This window comes from Gemella morbillorum (assembly GCF_900476045.1).
GTDB lineage: Bacteria > Bacillota > Bacilli > Staphylococcales > Gemellaceae > Gemella > Gemella morbillorum.
Genome location: NZ_LS483440.1, coordinates 872002 through 888050, shown reverse-complemented (window position 1 = coordinate 888050; position 16049 = coordinate 872002). Strand labels below are relative to the sequence as shown.

Sequence of the window (16049 nt, the reverse complement as noted above, 5' to 3'; positions counted from 1 at the left end):
TTACATGATAACGAGGAGTGTTTTTTACTTATTTAGACGTTTGTTTAACATCATAAGAGACAAAGCTGTTTAGTAAAGAATGGATTTATATTTTTCTACTTTATTTAATATTTCATCTAAACTGAAATATCCGCTTCGTTGAATGAATAGCTTTCCTTCGATATAAACTTCGATAGTAGGGGTAGATAAAATCCCATTTTGAGCAGCGAGTTCTATATTATCTTCAATAGGTATATAATAAACTTCGATATTAGAATTTTCTTTTTGCCACTGAGTGAGTTTATATTTTAGTGAATGACATGGCGCGCAGGTGATAGTTCCATATTGAAAAATCACAATTTTATTATTTTCTAATATTTTATTAAAATCATTTGTTAAATTAAAATTTTTCATTTTATTCTCCTAACTTAAATAATAAATTTTATATAAGATATATATTGAACACCAGAATAAAATTATATTCATATATAATCTAGTTTTACTTCTAAAAATTAAACTTATGATTCCTATAAGGATAGATCCAACTGATCCTCCTAGTGTATTATCTATAATATCAGTTATATCAGGGAAACCTATAACAAAGATGTATTGAGTAAGTTCATATACTAAACTAAGAAGAAAGGCTAAAAAAGTAGTTAAAAGTATACTATTTTTATTTCTTAATAAATATATAAATATACCTAGAGGGATAAAGAATGCAATATTTAATAGAACTTCCATGTAGTCAAAATAAGCATACGGAGTGAGATTAATAGTTTGCCATGTTGTACCTGGATGAAGCAGTAATCTAGGGTTTTCTAGCCAATTAGTATTTATGGTTTTTATTAGTGACCAATCCATTTTTGCAATTATTATCCATGATAAAATACTGATATAAATTATAAATAATAGCCATGATAAAAATTTACTTTCAAAAAACTTCTTCATGATAATTCCTTTCATTTTTTCGAACTATGTAAATAAAGAGAGGTTAATACTTACTGAAATAATTTATTATAATTTTATTATATAATAAATTGTTTAATATATCTATTTAATATACTTTACCTATTTAAAAGAAAGTTAAAACACATAGTATAAATTATAAATGATTAAATAAGTTTATTGATTAAACGTTTTTCCAAAGAGATATTTTTTGAATAATAGAATAAAGCCTTTTTCTAGTTAAAATAATAATGATTTCATAGGGAATAAAGTGCTGTAAAAATTGCTTATTCTCATGAATTATAGTATAATATATGAGTTAAGAAAACTTTTAGGAGATTAGAAAATAAATGAATTTAGAAAAATATATTTCAATTGTACCAGATTGGCCAAAAGAAGGAATTAGTTTCAAAGATATTACAACATTAATGGCTGATGGGGAAGCTTATAAATATGCAACTGATCAAATTGTTAACTATGCTCGTGAAAAAAAAGTTGATGTAGTAGTCGGTCCAGAAGCACGTGGATTTATTATTGGTTGTCCAGTATCGTACTCACTAGGAATAGGTTTTGTACCAGTAAGAAAACCAAATAAACTACCTCGTGAAGTAATTAGCTACAAGTATGATTTAGAATATGGTAGTAACACACTAACAATGCATAAAGACGCAATTAAGCCAGGGCAACGTGTTTTAATCACAGACGATTTACTTGCGACTGGTGGAACTATCGAAGCAACTATTAAATTAGTAGAACAACTAGGAGGAATTGTAGTAGGTATCGCATTTTTAATCGAATTAGATGGTCTAAATGGAAAAGATAAACTAAATGGTTATGATGTGCTTACATTACTAAAAATGTAATCTACTACTAAATTAAATATGACATTTGAACTAAAAGAAACAAAATATCTAAAAAATATAAATACAACTGCTTATTTATATGAGCATGTTAAAACAAAAGCATGTCTAGTATTCTTTAAGAATGATGATATTAATAAAAGTTTTAGCATAAGTTTTAAAACTATTCCGTATAATGACAATGGTATTTTTCATATTTTAGAACATTCTGTTTTATGTGGTTCAGCGAAATATCCAGTGAAAGAACCTTTTGTAGAATTACTTAAAGGTTCTTTTAATACGTTTTTAAATGCAATGACATTTCCTGATAAAACCATGTATCCAGTATCATCTAAAAATGAGAAAGACTTAGAAATTTTAATAGATATTTATTTAGATGCCGTTTTTAATCCTAAACTTGTTGAAAATAAGAATATTCTTGCTCAAGAAGGTTGGCATTATCATTTAGAAAATAAAGATGACGAGCTTATTTATAAAGGTGTTGTATATAATGAGATGAAGGGTGTTTATTCTTCTGTTGATGAAGTTCTTGATCAATATATATCAGAACATCTACTTAGTGAGACACCATATAAATATTCATCTGGTGGGAAACCAGAAGCTATTCCATCAATAACTCATAAAGAATTTATTGAAACGTATGAATATAACTATCACCCAAGTAATAGCTATATTGTTCTTTATGGAGATTTGGATGTAGAAAAATATTTAGAACATATTGATAGTTATCTAGATAATTATGAGTATAAGGATTATAACGATTATAAGCTGGAACGACAAGAAACATTTTCTAGTGATATAGTTAAACATACATATTTTAACGAAGATGTTAAAGATAAATCTTATGTTGCTTATAACTATATACTTGGAGATAGTAGTAATTTTGCTAAAATTGAAAATATTGATATTATTGATGATATTTTATTAGGAAGCAGTAACACAAAATTTAGAAAATACTTTATAGATAATAATATCTGTGAAGATGTATATAGTTATCTGCAAAAAGACCGCAAAGAAGCAGTATATTCAATTATTTTTAAGTATGTAAGAGATGACAAATTAACAGAGCTTGATAAATTATACAAAGAGTTATTAAGTGATATTATTAATACTGGCTTTGATTATGAACAGGTTCAAGCATCTATTAACAAAAAGAATTTTTCAATAAAAGAAGAAGTTAATAAAACATCATCTCCAAAAGGTGTATCTTATGCAATAAGATTACTTCGTACTTGGTTGTACGACGAAGAAAACATATTAAAAGCCTTTGATTTAGATGGTATAGTTAATAGTTTACAGCAAAATTGCAATGAAAAAAACTTTGAGAAATTAGCTAAAAATTTTATTTTGAAAAATAATAAACAAGCTGTTATTCATTTATTGCCGACTACTGAAAAGGAAAATAAGGAAAAAGATTTAATAAGTTATAAGTCAAAACTTAGTGAAAAAGAAGTAGAAGAAATCTTAGAAGAAACTAAGAAACTTCAAGAGTGGCAAGCTAGTACAGATAAAAAAGAAGATTTAGAAAAAATTAAAAGTGTTGATGCCCGTGAAGTAGAGTTGAAAAATCCATTTAACAAAACTAATTTTGAGACTATAAATAATATTAAATACTCGCATTTCAATACAATAACTAATGGAATTTCATATTCCAAACTATTATTTGATATTACAGATTTTAGCGTTAAACAATTGCAATACGCATCATTACTGACATATTTACTGTTTAACTTTAATACAAAAGAAAAGACAGAAGCAGAAGTTGTTAAAGAGATTTCTGCAAACTTAGGTGGACTTAGTTCACATATAGATGTGTTTAGAAAGTATAAAAGTGATAAATGTGAGGTTAAATTTATTGTAGGAGCTAAGAATTTAGTAGAAAAAGCTGAAAAACTTGTTACTATAATGGAAGAGACGACGTTAAATGCTGACTTCGATAATAAAGAAGCATTATATAGCGTTCTTTTAGAAATTAAACTAATGCTAGATAATAAATTCAAAAATTCTGGACATGCTTTTGTAGCCCGTAGAATTAGCAGCTACAACAGTATACATGGTAAACTAACAAGTTATCATAGTGAGTATGATTTTTATCTGTTTATAGAAGGTTTATTAGATAACTTTGAGCAAAATATAACTAATATACAAGATAATTTGTATAAAGTTGTAAAATTAATTTTTAATAGGTCAAGACTATTAGTAAACTTTGTTGGTGATAATGAAGAATATATAAATTACAAAAAAATAATTTTATCATATATTAATAAATTACCAAACGATATTAATAAACAAGATGGATTTAATATAGTGTTAAAAGAAGACAATTATTCAGAAGGCTTCTACTTTGATTCATTAGTTCAATATGTTGGAGTAGGGTATAATGTTGGGCATTATAGTGGAACGCATTTAGTATTACGCCATATATTAAGTCTTGACTACTTATGGAATAATGTTCGTGTAAGAAATGGAGCATATGGCTCAGGTGCTATATTTAGTACTTTTGGTGATTTTACATTATGGTCTTATCGTGATCCAAATCTCACAGAAACACTAGATATTTATTATAATATTGCGGAGTATATTGCTAATTTTGACGCTGATAATAATGAGCTTAATAAATATATCATAGGTGCGCTTAATACATTGGATGTTCTTATGTCACCAAGTGCTCAAGCATCATATTCGCTAGCTCAGTATTTAACAGAAAGTCCATATGAGAAATACGATGTTATTGTATCAGAAATCAAAAATACTACAGTTACTGATTTGAAAAAATTGTGTTCAGAATTTGAAAATAGAAGATTCTCTAGTTTTAAATGTGTTTTAGGTGCGAAAGAAAAAGTACTGGAAAATAAAGAATTATTTACACAAACAATAGAATTAAAATAGAAAGGAACATTAATGAGAGTTCGTAATAGAGCAGACGCTAGAGAGCGTCTTGAAAATAGTCCCGTTGTATTTTTACAACCAAAATACAATAAAGGAAAATGGAAAGAAATTTTTGGTAATAATAACCCGATTCACTTAGAAATAGGAAGTGGAAAAGGGAAGTTTATCCACACACTAGCAGAAAGATATCCTGATATTAATTTTATTGCGATGGAAGCTCAGCCAACAGTGTTAACTTTTTTACTTGATAAAGTAGAAGAAACACATAGACAAAATCTTAAATTAATTTCAGGAAATGCAGAAGACCTTCTTGAATACTTTGCCGACGGAGAAGTAACGCAGCTTTACTTAAACTTCTCAGATCCTTGGCCAAAAACTCGTCATGAAAAACGCCGTTTAACGTTCCATACGTTTTTAGAAAAGTATGAGACTATTTTAAATAATAAGAAGAAAATAGTTCAAAAAACTGATAATCAAGGATTATTTGAATACAGTTTAATGAGTTATGCTAAGTATGGCTTTACATTTAATAAATTATCGCTAGATTTAACTAATAGTATCTACGAAGAAGACAATGTTCATACTGAGTATGAGGACAAGTTTATAAAAAAAGGTAATAGAATTTATATGGTAGAAGCAATAAAAGAAAAATAAGTATTGTTTACATATTTTATATTATGTAAACTAAAACTTAATTTCTTATCTTAAGTAATTAAGTTTTATCTTGATTTTAAAAAAATTTTTATTTATAATAATATTAGTATAAATTAAAGGAGAAATATAAATAATGATATCAGTTAATGATTTTAAAACTGGTGTGACTATCGAAGTTGATGGTAACATCTGGAAAGTTATGGAATTCCAACACGTTAAACCTGGTAAAGGAGCTGCCTTTGTACGTTCTAAATTAAGAAATATGCGTACTGGAGCTGTTAATGATAAAACTTTCAGAGCTGGAGAAAAAGTTGCTAAGGCGCAAATAAATAATCAAAAAATGTCTTATCTATATTCTACAGGTGAAGCATATGTATTTATGGACAATGCTACATATGAACAAATCGAAGTACCAGAAGCACAACTACAATATGAATTAAACTTCTTAAAAGAAAATATGGAAGTTTCAATCTTAATGTTTGGTGATGAAATTTTAGGAATCGATCTACCAACAACGGTAGAACTTGAAGTTACTGAAACAGAACCAGGTGTTAAAGGTGATACTGCACAAGGTGCTACTAAAGCAGCTACAGTAGAAACTGGATACACATTACAAGTACCTTTATTCGTAAAAGAGGGAGATGTATTAGTAATTAATACTTCTGAAGGTACTTATGTTTCAAGAGCATAAGATAAAATACATTAAAAGACTCTCTATTTTTTAGTAGAGAGTTTTTTAAAAAGAGGTGAATAAAATGAAATATGTACTTTTACTTCGTGGGATAAATGTCGGTGGAAAAAATAAAGTCGTAATGAGCGATTTAAAAGATATGATTTCTAAATTAGGATACGAAAATGTCATCACATACATTAATAGTGGAAATATAATATTTGAGTCTAATGACAAAAAAGAAATTGTTAAGGAGAAGATATCGCAAATGTTAGATACTTTTTCTTTTCCTATAAATAAAGTAATACTGACACAAGAAGAATATTTGGACGAGATTTCTAATTTACCTGAATGGTGGTCAGAGGAACTTTTTAGAAGAGATGTCCTTTTTTATAGTGATGAAGTCGACTATTCTACAATGAAAGAGCGAATAAAGATGATGCCATTAAATAATGAAATCGTCTATTTCGGGAAAAAAGCTGTCTTTTTGGGGAAATCCGATGAGAAAAACTATTTATCAACTTCATATCATAAATTACTTATGAAAGAGAGTTTTTATAAATCTATTACTATAAGGAATGCTAGAACATTTGAAAAAATTATAGAATTACTTACTAAATAATAATAGAAAGAAATCCTACAACTGTAGTTGTAGGATTTCTTTCTATTTAAATTTCTTAATTGCTTTAATATAAAGGAATATGCTGATAACTATAATAAAGATATCTATTATTGGAGGGGTTAGCCAAATAGCATTTAGTCCTAAAAACATAGGGAGTATAATCATTGCAGGGACAAAGATAACTATTTGTCTCATTATAACAAGATTACCTGCAGATTTGGCGTCTCCAATTGCTTGAAAGAAAGTTAGTGTCATAATCATAATACCATAGCCTAAAAATACACTATAAAAAATTCTAAAGTATAAAATACCATTTATTAAAGCTGTATTTGATAGGCCAAATAAACTTAATAAGTTTTCTGTAAATAGCATAGCTGGTATCCAAAAAATAGCGGCTAGAAGAATAGAGGATAGAAGAAAAATTTTAAAAATATGTTTAACACGAATATATTCTTTTGCTCCAAAATTAGTTCCAATAGCTGGTTGTAATCCTTGACTCATGCCCCAAAGTGGTATGAATGAAAATGCCATAATTCTTAGAGTTGCTGCCATAATTGACCCAGCTTCATCTCCTCCATACCTAAATGCTTGACTATAAAGAATACTTTGCTGAATAATGGTTAAAACTTGCATAAGCATAGCTGACACACCAACAGCAAAAACCTCTTTGCTTATAGTTATTTCTTTTTTAATTTTTTCTATTTTTATAGTATTGCTTTTATATTTAAAGTAGTAATATGTAACAAACGCTTGAATAATTTGAGCTAAAACGGTCGCTATTGCAGCACCTTCAATACCTCTGTCAATATTTCTCATAGCTATCATTAATAAAGGATCTAGTATAATATTAAGTCCAGCACCTAAGGTCATTATAACCATGGCTTTTTTCATGAGACCTTCACCACGTAGAAGCATATTAGCAGACTGGGCAAAGTTTACAAATAGAGAACCTGTAAAAATAATAGTTAAATATCTATTTGCTAAATCTAGTATTATTCCTTCAGCTCCTATAAGACTAAGTAATTTCTTAGAAAAAATAAAGCCTAATATAGTAATTATTAATGATAATATTAACACCCAAAATAATAAGTTGTTCATTATCTTCTTAAAAGTATCTTTATTATTTTCTCCAATTGCACGAGATAATATAGATGATGAACCTACTCCTATTAATGTAGCGACCCCAGTATTAAAATACGTGAACGGCATTGAAACACCGATAGCAGTCATTGCATCTTGTCCTAAAAGTTGGCCAGCAAATATTCCGTCCATCAATGGATATAATCCTATAACCATCATCCCTATTATTGCTGGAACTGATAATTTAAGCATAATTTTAAATGGAGTTTCAGTAAGTAATTCTTTGCTATTTGTATTCATAATATTTTTCCCCTTAAGTTATTTTTATATATTTTTCTAGTAAAATTTCAATCATTTCTTCAAGTATATTTCGCTCATTTTTAAAATTTTTTCTAGCTTCTAATAATTCACATCCCAAAAGAAAAGAATTTATTATATTGGTAAGAATATCAAACATATCATCAGAATAACAGATGGATTCATCAGCTTTTGATAAAATAGAGTTCAGTTTAATTTTTGATTCAGTTTTTAATTGTTCGTTAAGAGCTCTCAGAGGCTCGTTTTCTTTTATTTGCTTTAAAAACATAATATAAAGAGAAACAAATTCATTGTCAGCCAAGATTTTATCTACAATAATAGAAGAGAGTAGTTGAAGTGTAATTTTATTATTAGTCAGTTTTTGTATTATAGCAATTTCTCTAAGAGTATTGGCTTGTGTCATGATATCATGAAATATTTCTGTTGTATTTTTATAATGATGGTATAAACCACCAATAGACATGTCTGTAGCAGTTACAATATCCTGCATTGTAGTATTTTCAAACCCTTTTTTTAAAAATACATTTTTTGATATATCTTGAATTATTTTTTTTCTTTCTTCTTTTTTTAATCTTTTTTTAACCATAGAATTTACCTCGCTAATTACCGAGTTAACCCTCGGTAATATTATGATAGCATTTTTAAAAACTTTTTTCAAGGTTATAAAAAGCATATAAAAAATCTTAAAAAAATAGTTTTTTATTTTTGAAACGTAATATTATTTGTAAAATCAATATAAAACTAATATCTTTACTTACTCTATTTATCAGTGTTATAATAAACTGATGAGATTATGAGGAGAGAGTGATGAAAGTAGATAAATTATTAATTCACCTAGTTTTTATTGTATATTTTATAATGACAGTTTTTTTAAGTATATATTCTTATAGACTCCTTATCGTATTTTTAGGGATAAGCATATTAATATTTTTTATTACAAAATTACGTTTTGAACCATTTCTTTCTATATTGATAGTGGCATTTATTTTGGGATTATTGTTAGGATTATCTCCTACTAATTTGATTGATTCGATAGAGAAGGGGACCGGGACATTATTAGGTCATTTATCTTTAATATTAGCTTTAGGAGCAATGTTCGGAAAAGTTTTAGAAGAACTAGGGGCAGTTGATATAGCATCAAAAAAATTAATTAATTTATTTGGTGTAAGTAAAATTCAATTAGGTTTATTAGTTGCGGGTATGTGCATTAGTTTTTCATTGTTTTTTGATGTAGCTTTTATTTTGGTTATACCAATAATCTTATCTGTTGCTCGTGAATTAGAATTAAATAAACTGTATCTAGCTCTTCCGACAAGTATTGGAGTTCTTACTGTTCACGCGCTATTTCCACCACATCCAAGTCCAAGTATTATAGTAAGAACTTTTAATTTGAATATGGGGGAAGTCTTTTTATATGGTCTTATAGTAGCAATTCCGACAGCGATTATTGGAGGAATACTGTTAACTAATTCGAAATTAATAGATATAAAACCAAAGAAAAAAACGAAATTTATAGATAAAACCTTATTCGAAATAAAAAATACAGCAATTAGTCCTATATCTTCAATATTATTGATTTTGCTACCAGTTATTTTAATAACTCTACCAACGATATTGTTAAATATACCTAATGTATCACCAAATACAATAGCTTTTTTGACCGTTATTAGTAATCCTGTGACAGCATTGTTGATAAGTTTAGTAGTAACAATTGCTATATTAATGAAATCTAGAGATAAAAAAATCTTTGAGATAACCCCTATATTAAGTTCATCTATCAAGAATATTGCTGTGGTACTTTTGATTAACGGTGCAGCTGGTGGTTTAAAGCAAGTTTTAGTTGATTCAAAAATAACTGACGAAATTGTTACTCTTACAAGTAATTTAAACCTATCGCCTTTAGTTATAAGTTTTATAATAGCTGCAGTTCTTAGAATAGCTTTAGGTAGTGCTACTGTTGCTGCTATAACGACATTAGCAATTGCAGAACCTTTTATTTCAGCTGTTACATATTCTCCAACATTTATTATGTTAAGCATAACTGCTGGAAGTATATTTTGCTCACATGTAAATGATCCCGGCTTTTGGTTATTTAAGCAATACTTGAATCTTGATTTTAAAACTACATTCAAAACATGGACACTAGGTACCTCTGTGGCATCTTTAATAGCATTTTGCATTATTTTAATTATGACATCGATTATTTAAAGATTTTCTAACTTTATTAGCTTTTTTGCTTGATATTTATGTTAAGGTATGTTATATTATATCTTGTGTATGTAGTAAATGTTATGAATAAACTATTTCCAAAAGGAGGATTAATTCATGGCAAAAGTTTGTTACGTTACTGGACGTAAAGCTCGTTCAGGAAATACTCGTTCACACGCGATGAACGCAACTAAAAGAAAATTCAAAGCTAATCTACAAAAAGTAACAATTTTAGTAGACGGACAACCTAAGAAAGTTTGGGTTTCTGCTAGAGCTTTAAAATCTGGAAAAGTTGAGCGTGTATAATTAAAAGCGATGAACTTTAAACTATCTAAGTTTTACTTAGGTAGTTTTTTACTTTATCTTATGGTTTTAAATTATAAAATAAAGACTTTATAAATATTCTATCTGAATTTTATAAAAATTCTTGAAAAGTTATTTGAAAGTGACTAAAAATGGGTAATTTTTAGTAAAAAAAGAAAATTAGACGTTTAAACGGCTTCTGAGCGTTTTGTTTTGAATTTTGAATAATTATACCAAAAATTATTTTAAGCGTCTTATATTTGATTTTATGAGTTGTTTTTTTGATATTTTAAAAATCTATGCTGAAAAATAAAATTTAAGTGATAAGTACTAAGTTATATAAAAAATTTGCAAGTGGAGTATATATGAACGAAATACTCGATTAGAAAATTTAAAATTAATAAGTGTAGTATTAACAATTAGTTAAAATAAGTTTTCTAAAATCAATAATTAAAAAATTACGAAATTTTTAAAAGAGGAGTTAAAGTTAAAATTAAATGTTATTAAATAAATTTATTTTATTTGAAAGAGAAGCTTGTATATGATATAATATATTTGTTCGCATAATACATATTATATGTATAAATAATAAATAGAGGAGAATACTGTAATGGCGATGAATCAACGAGATTATTACAAACAAAAAATAAATAAACTTCTTCCAGAATTCCCAGAATATATTGAAGATTTTGTAGACACTCATTATGATAATTTGTCTCCATTAACATTACATAGATACTTAGAAACATATAAAAACTTTTTGACTTGGACTATTCAAGAAACAATTTCAAGTGCTGAAAATATTAAAGATGTTAAGCTTTCTACTCTGGAAAATATAACTAAAAAAGAAATGGAAAGTTATTTTAAAGATCTTTCACGAGAAGAAGTTAATGGTAAATATAGATCACAAACTACGATAAACAATTATAAAGCTGCTATGCGTTCACTATATAAATTTTTAACTGTTACTAGTGAAACCGAGCAAGGCCACGCTTATTTTGAACGTAATGTAATGCTAAAAATTCCCATCAGTCGTGTAAAAGAAACATTATCTTCACGTTCTAAAAAAATATCAGAAAAAATATTCTTTGATTCTCAAGATGAGGAGTTTTTAAACTTTGTTGAAAGTGAATATGAACAAAGTTTATCTAAACATGCCAAAACGTTTTTCTTGAGAGACAAGGCTCGCGATCTTGCAATACTCACCCTCTTTTTAAAAAGTGGTATTCGGGTTAATGAACTTGCGAATTTAAAAGTAAAGGATATTGATTTTCGTAACAGTGAAATAAATGTAATTCGTAAAGGAAACAAAGTTGATACCGTTATTATAACAAAATCTGCACTAGAGAGAATCAGTGAGTATTTTCAATCACTTCCCTTCTCATTAAAACGCGAGGATTTTGTCTTTGTTACCAAAAATAAAACAGGATTATCAATTCGTGCTATTCAAAAACTTGTTATGAAGTATACAGATGCGTTTAATGTACCTATGTCACCCCATAAATTACGTCATAGCTATGGTACAAAACTTGCCCTTAAAACTAATGGTAATATTCCGATTATTATGACTCAAATGGGACATTCGAACAGCGATACATCAATGCTATATATAAATGAGTCTAAGAAAATTATTAAACAGTCTATTGATAAATTAGATGATTAGAATATGTAGTTTACATACTTTTAATTATGTAAACTACATATTCTTTGTTTTTTAAAATTTCATTAAAATTCATTTTTGATATTTTGTAGAACTGTAACAAGCTTACAAATATATAAGTTGTTAGTGTTAAAATAATAGATAATATTATTGTTTTTGTAGATATATATAGTTCTAAATACCCTGAAAATTTTAGCATAGAATAATACATTATTTCTTTTACTGCATATAATTCAAGTGGTATAAGAACTATTAAACTTATTAATATTGTTATAGTTATAGGATGTATATAAATTTTTGATATTTCGGTATTAGTATATCCAAAAATTTTTAAATATGATATCTGTATTGTATTTTTATCGGTTATTATTTTCATAAGGCTGTATATAAAACCTGCTAAGAAAATGGTAGATAAAAATATAAATGTATTAATAAGAGGCCCCATAATTTCATATAATTGTTTAGAAATATTGGTTATAGAAGTTTCATTTATTGTAGTTACAATATATCTTTCATCAATATCCAACTTTTCTTCACTGAAATATCCATTAAAGAAATCTTTTTCTTGCTCTATTTCTTCATTTAAAAATTCTTTTTTTACAAAAGCAGAAAGATTAGATGATTTATTGTATATATCAACAATCTTATAAGTTTTTCCTTTATCTAATAATTTACTTTTTATGGTTATCTCATCCCCTATATATTTTCTAAGTTTTTTTGAAAGATATTCACTTATAATTATTTCATCTTTATTTTTGGGTAATTTTTTGGTGTTAAAGTATTTTGAATTTTCATTAATTCCTAATAGTAGTATATCTTCATCTGTTTTTCTTACTTTATGATAAACACTAGCAGGTATTGTTGTGTATTTTTCAGCTGTTTTACTTTCAACTTCTGTTGGAGTTTTTAATATGTATTGATAACTACAAATCAAGTTTTCTTTTAATTTATTTCCGTAATCTTCAAATGTTGGTTTTGCCGAAATTCCAAAGATGAACAATATTGAAGTAATAAAGATTCCAAGTACTATTGCTATATAATCACCTTTATTAGATTTTATAATTGATTTTCTAAATTTACTTAAAAAATTTTTATGTGTTTTTAAATTTTTTTCGTTTTTTTGTTTTGTATAATTTTTATAATGTTTTAAATTTTTTCTTAAAAAATCTAATGGAGAAAAATTTAATTTTTTATAAATATATAAGTAATTAAAAATCAATATTATAGAAATGGGTATTATGGTTGTAATTATCAATGCTTCTAGATTAAAAGTAGGAGTAAAGTTTGGTAAATTAAAAGATTTATAATAAACTTCTTTGAAAGAATTTGTAAAGTATGTGTATCCTAAAATATTTCCTAAAATTGCTGCTGAAAAAGTTATTATTATTGGATTTGCTATGTAATTAAAAACAAGTTCCGATTTTTTATATCCATTTGAGAGAAGTATTCCAATTATTATAGATTCTTCTTGTATCTTACTTACAATAGAAAGCGCAAATATAAATCCAATTAAGATTACCATAAGGCATAACATAGCAATCATCATAGGTCTATCTCCACCCATATCACTTATGAGATAATTTATGGAGTTATTATCTTTTCTTGAAATTTGTTCCAAAAGGGTTTTTGATTTATTTGCAGATTTTACTATGTCATTATTTTTTTCATCAATTTTTTGTTCATTGAGATTTCTGTCATTAAATCTGTAAGAAACTTGATACTTTAATTTGCCTTCATTAAAAATATCTTTTTCTCCTTCGGATATCAGTCCTATACCAAAATCTATGGCATTAAACATCAAATCATTATTTTTTTGAAATGATGAGTTATAGTCAGGTAAAGAAACAAGTCCAACTATTTTAAATGTGTGTTCCTTTTTATCTTTAAAATAATCTTTTTCAAATGTAATTGTATCACCTATTTTTAAATTATTATTTTTTGCAAACAATTTATTTAAGGCAATTTCATTTTTGTTTGTTGCAAGAACACCTTCATTTACAACCGGAATATTTATATTTGTTCTGTTTTTATAAATTCTAATTTCTTTGTGAGCTTTATCATTTTTTACTTCTTTGATTTGGGCATCAATATAAGGTGATTTTTCAGTTTTTACATTTGTCTCTTCAATAGATTTTATAATTTCCTCTGTTGGATTAAATGCAAATAATATTTTTCCATCTTCAACGATTCCTTTAGACATAAGGTCATAATATAAAACCTTGATACTCCCTGATGAAACTAACATGCCTGAAGTTATGGAAATCATAGAAAACATAAGGATAAAGAGAAATAAATTTTTGGACCATTGAGCTTTTAAACTACGAAAAATTCTTTTATTTAAGTGTCTCATACTACCACTCCAGTTCTTGTGCATCTATTACTTCAACATTTTCAATATTTTTATATATAATACCATCTTTAAGTCTTATGATTATATTTGCCATTTTAGTTATTTCCTCATTATGTGTTGCTATTATAATGGTAGTTTCATATTTTTTATTTATTTTTTGAAGAAGGGATAAAATGTCTTTTGAGGTTTTATAATCAAGAGCACCTGTAGGTTCATCACAAAGTAATATTTCAGGTTTTTTGATAAGTGCACGTCCTATTGCACATCTTTGCTGTTGTCCTCCTGATAATTGTCTTGGATATTTGTTTCTATGCTCCCATAAACCTAAATCTTTTATCAATTTTTCAATATCCATGGGATTGTTATGTATAAAAGAACCCACCTGAATATTTTCTATTACTGTTAAATCTGGAATTAGATTATAGAACTGAAAAATAAAACCTAAATATTTTCTTCTAAAATTTGAAAGATCTTTTTGCTTAAGATTTGAAATTTCAAATTCATTTATTACAATAGAACCACTATCAATTTTTTCGAGTCCACCAATTGCGTTAAGCAAAGTTGATTTACCAGATCCTGATGGACCTAAAAGTGTACAAAGTGAGCCTTTTTCTAAAGAAAAATTTATATCTTTTAAAACATTAATTTTATTTTCTTTTGTTCCATATGCCTTGTTCAAATCTTTTACAACTAAAAACATAGTTACCTCCTATATATTTGAAATAATAAACAATAACTAGTCAACAGAAAAGAATTCTCATTATCAAGTATATTATAACACAAGATTATCTAAGAAATAAAATTTTTTATAAAACAAATTCTAGGAGGTAAAAAATATCCTTGAGTTTATTTTATAACTTATCATAAAAAAAATTAGTGTAGATATAAATCTATCACTAACTTTTCAAATAATTATTTAAATACATGAATTGAATTTTTAAAATATTCTATTCCTGAAAGAATAGTTAATATTACTGAAATCCATAATAAAATATAATCTAGTTCAAAATGCCACATATTAAATACTGGATTACCTAATAAAATTAATATAATTGCAACCAACTGACTAATAGTCTTTAATTTTCCTAAAATACCTGCAGGGATTACCTCTCCCTTTTCTACAGCAAGTAGTCTAAGCCCTGTAACTGCAAATTCTCTTGCTATTACTATAACGACCATCCAGCTATGCATCATACCTAGTTCAACCATTACAATAAAAGCACTTCCCACTAAAAGTTTATCAGCAAGTGGATCTAAAAATTTGCCCATATTTGTTATTAAATTATATTTTCTCGCAAGATAGCCATCAATGAAATCAGTAACTGATGCAAAAATAAAAATAACAGCAGCTATAAATATATTTATTTTCATCGGACGACTGTTTAATATTGTTATTGTACTATCTCCCATATCAAATAATAAAAAGAAAATAAATACAGGAATTAGAATTGTTCTTAATAAGGTTATTCTATTTGGTAAATTCATTTGTAAATAAAAACCCTTCTATAATT

Annotated in this window: 15 protein-coding genes; 8 read left to right on the top strand and 7 right to left on the bottom strand. The window is 26.7% G+C overall.

The genetic code is table 11. The annotated features are described in order from the left end of the window. Positions 1-69: 69 nt before the first annotated feature. Both DQN46_RS04355 and DQN46_RS04350 read right to left on the bottom strand, forming a co-directional pair. Positions 70-393: a thioredoxin family protein gene (locus tag DQN46_RS04355; RefSeq protein WP_111743149.1), complete on the bottom strand. Its 324-nt coding sequence runs from the start codon at positions 391-393 to the stop codon at positions 70-72. Positions 394-402: 9 nt separating this feature from the next. Then, entirely contained in the window at positions 403-927 is a 525-nt protein-coding gene (locus DQN46_RS04350) for a VanZ family protein (protein ID WP_224207389.1), read from the bottom strand. A 347-nt stretch (positions 928-1274) separates the two neighbouring features. On the opposite strand from DQN46_RS04350, the gene DQN46_RS04345 reads away from it, so the two are divergent. From DQN46_RS04345 to DQN46_RS04325, 5 genes are all read left to right on the top strand, one after another. Further along, positions 1275-1787, top strand: a complete 513-nt coding sequence (locus DQN46_RS04345; protein ID WP_111743147.1) for an adenine phosphoribosyltransferase — start codon at positions 1275-1277, stop codon at positions 1785-1787. 18 nt (positions 1788-1805) lie between these two features. Then, entirely contained in the window at positions 1806-4673 is a 2868-nt protein-coding gene (locus tag DQN46_RS04340; RefSeq protein WP_111743146.1) for an insulinase family protein, read from the top strand. A 12-nt stretch (positions 4674-4685) separates the two neighbouring features. Then, entirely contained in the window at positions 4686-5327 is a 642-nt protein-coding gene (trmB, locus tag DQN46_RS04335) for a tRNA (guanosine(46)-N7)-methyltransferase TrmB (RefSeq protein ID WP_111743145.1), read from the top strand. 133 nt (positions 5328-5460) lie between these two features. Beyond that, entirely contained in the window at positions 5461-6018 is a 558-nt protein-coding gene (gene efp / locus DQN46_RS04330) for an elongation factor P (RefSeq protein ID WP_004631989.1), read from the top strand. A gap of 64 nt (positions 6019-6082) precedes the next feature. After that, positions 6083-6619 (top strand): DUF1697 domain-containing protein, encoded by a 537-nt coding sequence (locus DQN46_RS04325; RefSeq protein ID WP_111743144.1) that lies wholly within the window; start codon positions 6083-6085, stop codon positions 6617-6619. Between the two features lie 42 nt (positions 6620-6661). Here the strand turns inward: DQN46_RS04325 and DQN46_RS04320 are convergent, their stop codons facing one another. Both DQN46_RS04320 and DQN46_RS04315 read right to left on the bottom strand, forming a co-directional pair. Then, positions 6662-7999, bottom strand: a complete 1338-nt coding sequence (locus DQN46_RS04320) for an MATE family efflux transporter (protein WP_111743143.1) — start codon at positions 7997-7999, stop codon at positions 6662-6664. Positions 8000-8012: 13 nt separating this feature from the next. Beyond that, positions 8013-8603 (bottom strand): TetR/AcrR family transcriptional regulator, encoded by a 591-nt coding sequence (locus DQN46_RS04315; protein ID WP_170120633.1) that lies wholly within the window; start codon positions 8601-8603, stop codon positions 8013-8015. Positions 8604-8824: 221 nt separating this feature from the next. Here DQN46_RS04315 and DQN46_RS04310 point away from each other — a divergent pair, with 221 nt between their 5' ends. The 3 genes from DQN46_RS04310 (at position 8825) to xerS (ending at position 12191) form a co-directional block, all read left to right on the top strand. Beyond that, positions 8825-10225 (top strand): GntP family permease, encoded by a 1401-nt coding sequence (locus DQN46_RS04310; protein ID WP_111743141.1) that lies wholly within the window; start codon positions 8825-8827, stop codon positions 10223-10225. A 117-nt stretch (positions 10226-10342) separates the two neighbouring features. After that, on the top strand, positions 10343-10531 hold the full coding sequence (rpmB, locus tag DQN46_RS04305; RefSeq protein ID WP_004631997.1) for a 50S ribosomal protein L28: 189 nt from the start codon (positions 10343-10345) through the stop codon (positions 10529-10531). Positions 10532-11138: 607 nt separating this feature from the next. Continuing rightward, positions 11139-12191 (top strand): tyrosine recombinase XerS, encoded by a 1053-nt coding sequence (xerS, locus tag DQN46_RS04300; protein WP_224207388.1) that lies wholly within the window; start codon positions 11139-11141, stop codon positions 12189-12191. A 10-nt stretch (positions 12192-12201) separates the two neighbouring features. Here the strand turns inward: xerS and DQN46_RS04295 are convergent, their stop codons facing one another. From DQN46_RS04295 to pgsA, 3 genes are all read right to left on the bottom strand, one after another. Next, positions 12202-14538, bottom strand: a complete 2337-nt coding sequence (locus DQN46_RS04295; RefSeq protein ID WP_111743140.1) for an ABC transporter permease — start codon at positions 14536-14538, stop codon at positions 12202-12204. Between the two features lies 1 nt (position 14539). Further along, a complete protein-coding gene (locus DQN46_RS04290) occupies positions 14540-15238 on the bottom strand; it encodes an ABC transporter ATP-binding protein (protein WP_004632004.1) in 699 nt (232 codons plus the stop codon). A gap of 212 nt (positions 15239-15450) precedes the next feature. Then, positions 15451-16023 carry a CDP-diacylglycerol--glycerol-3-phosphate 3-phosphatidyltransferase gene (gene pgsA / locus DQN46_RS04285; protein ID WP_111743139.1) on the bottom strand — a complete coding sequence of 191 codons (573 nt, stop codon included), beginning with the start codon at positions 16021-16023 and terminating at the stop codon, positions 15451-15453. Positions 16024-16049 lie beyond the last annotated feature (26 nt).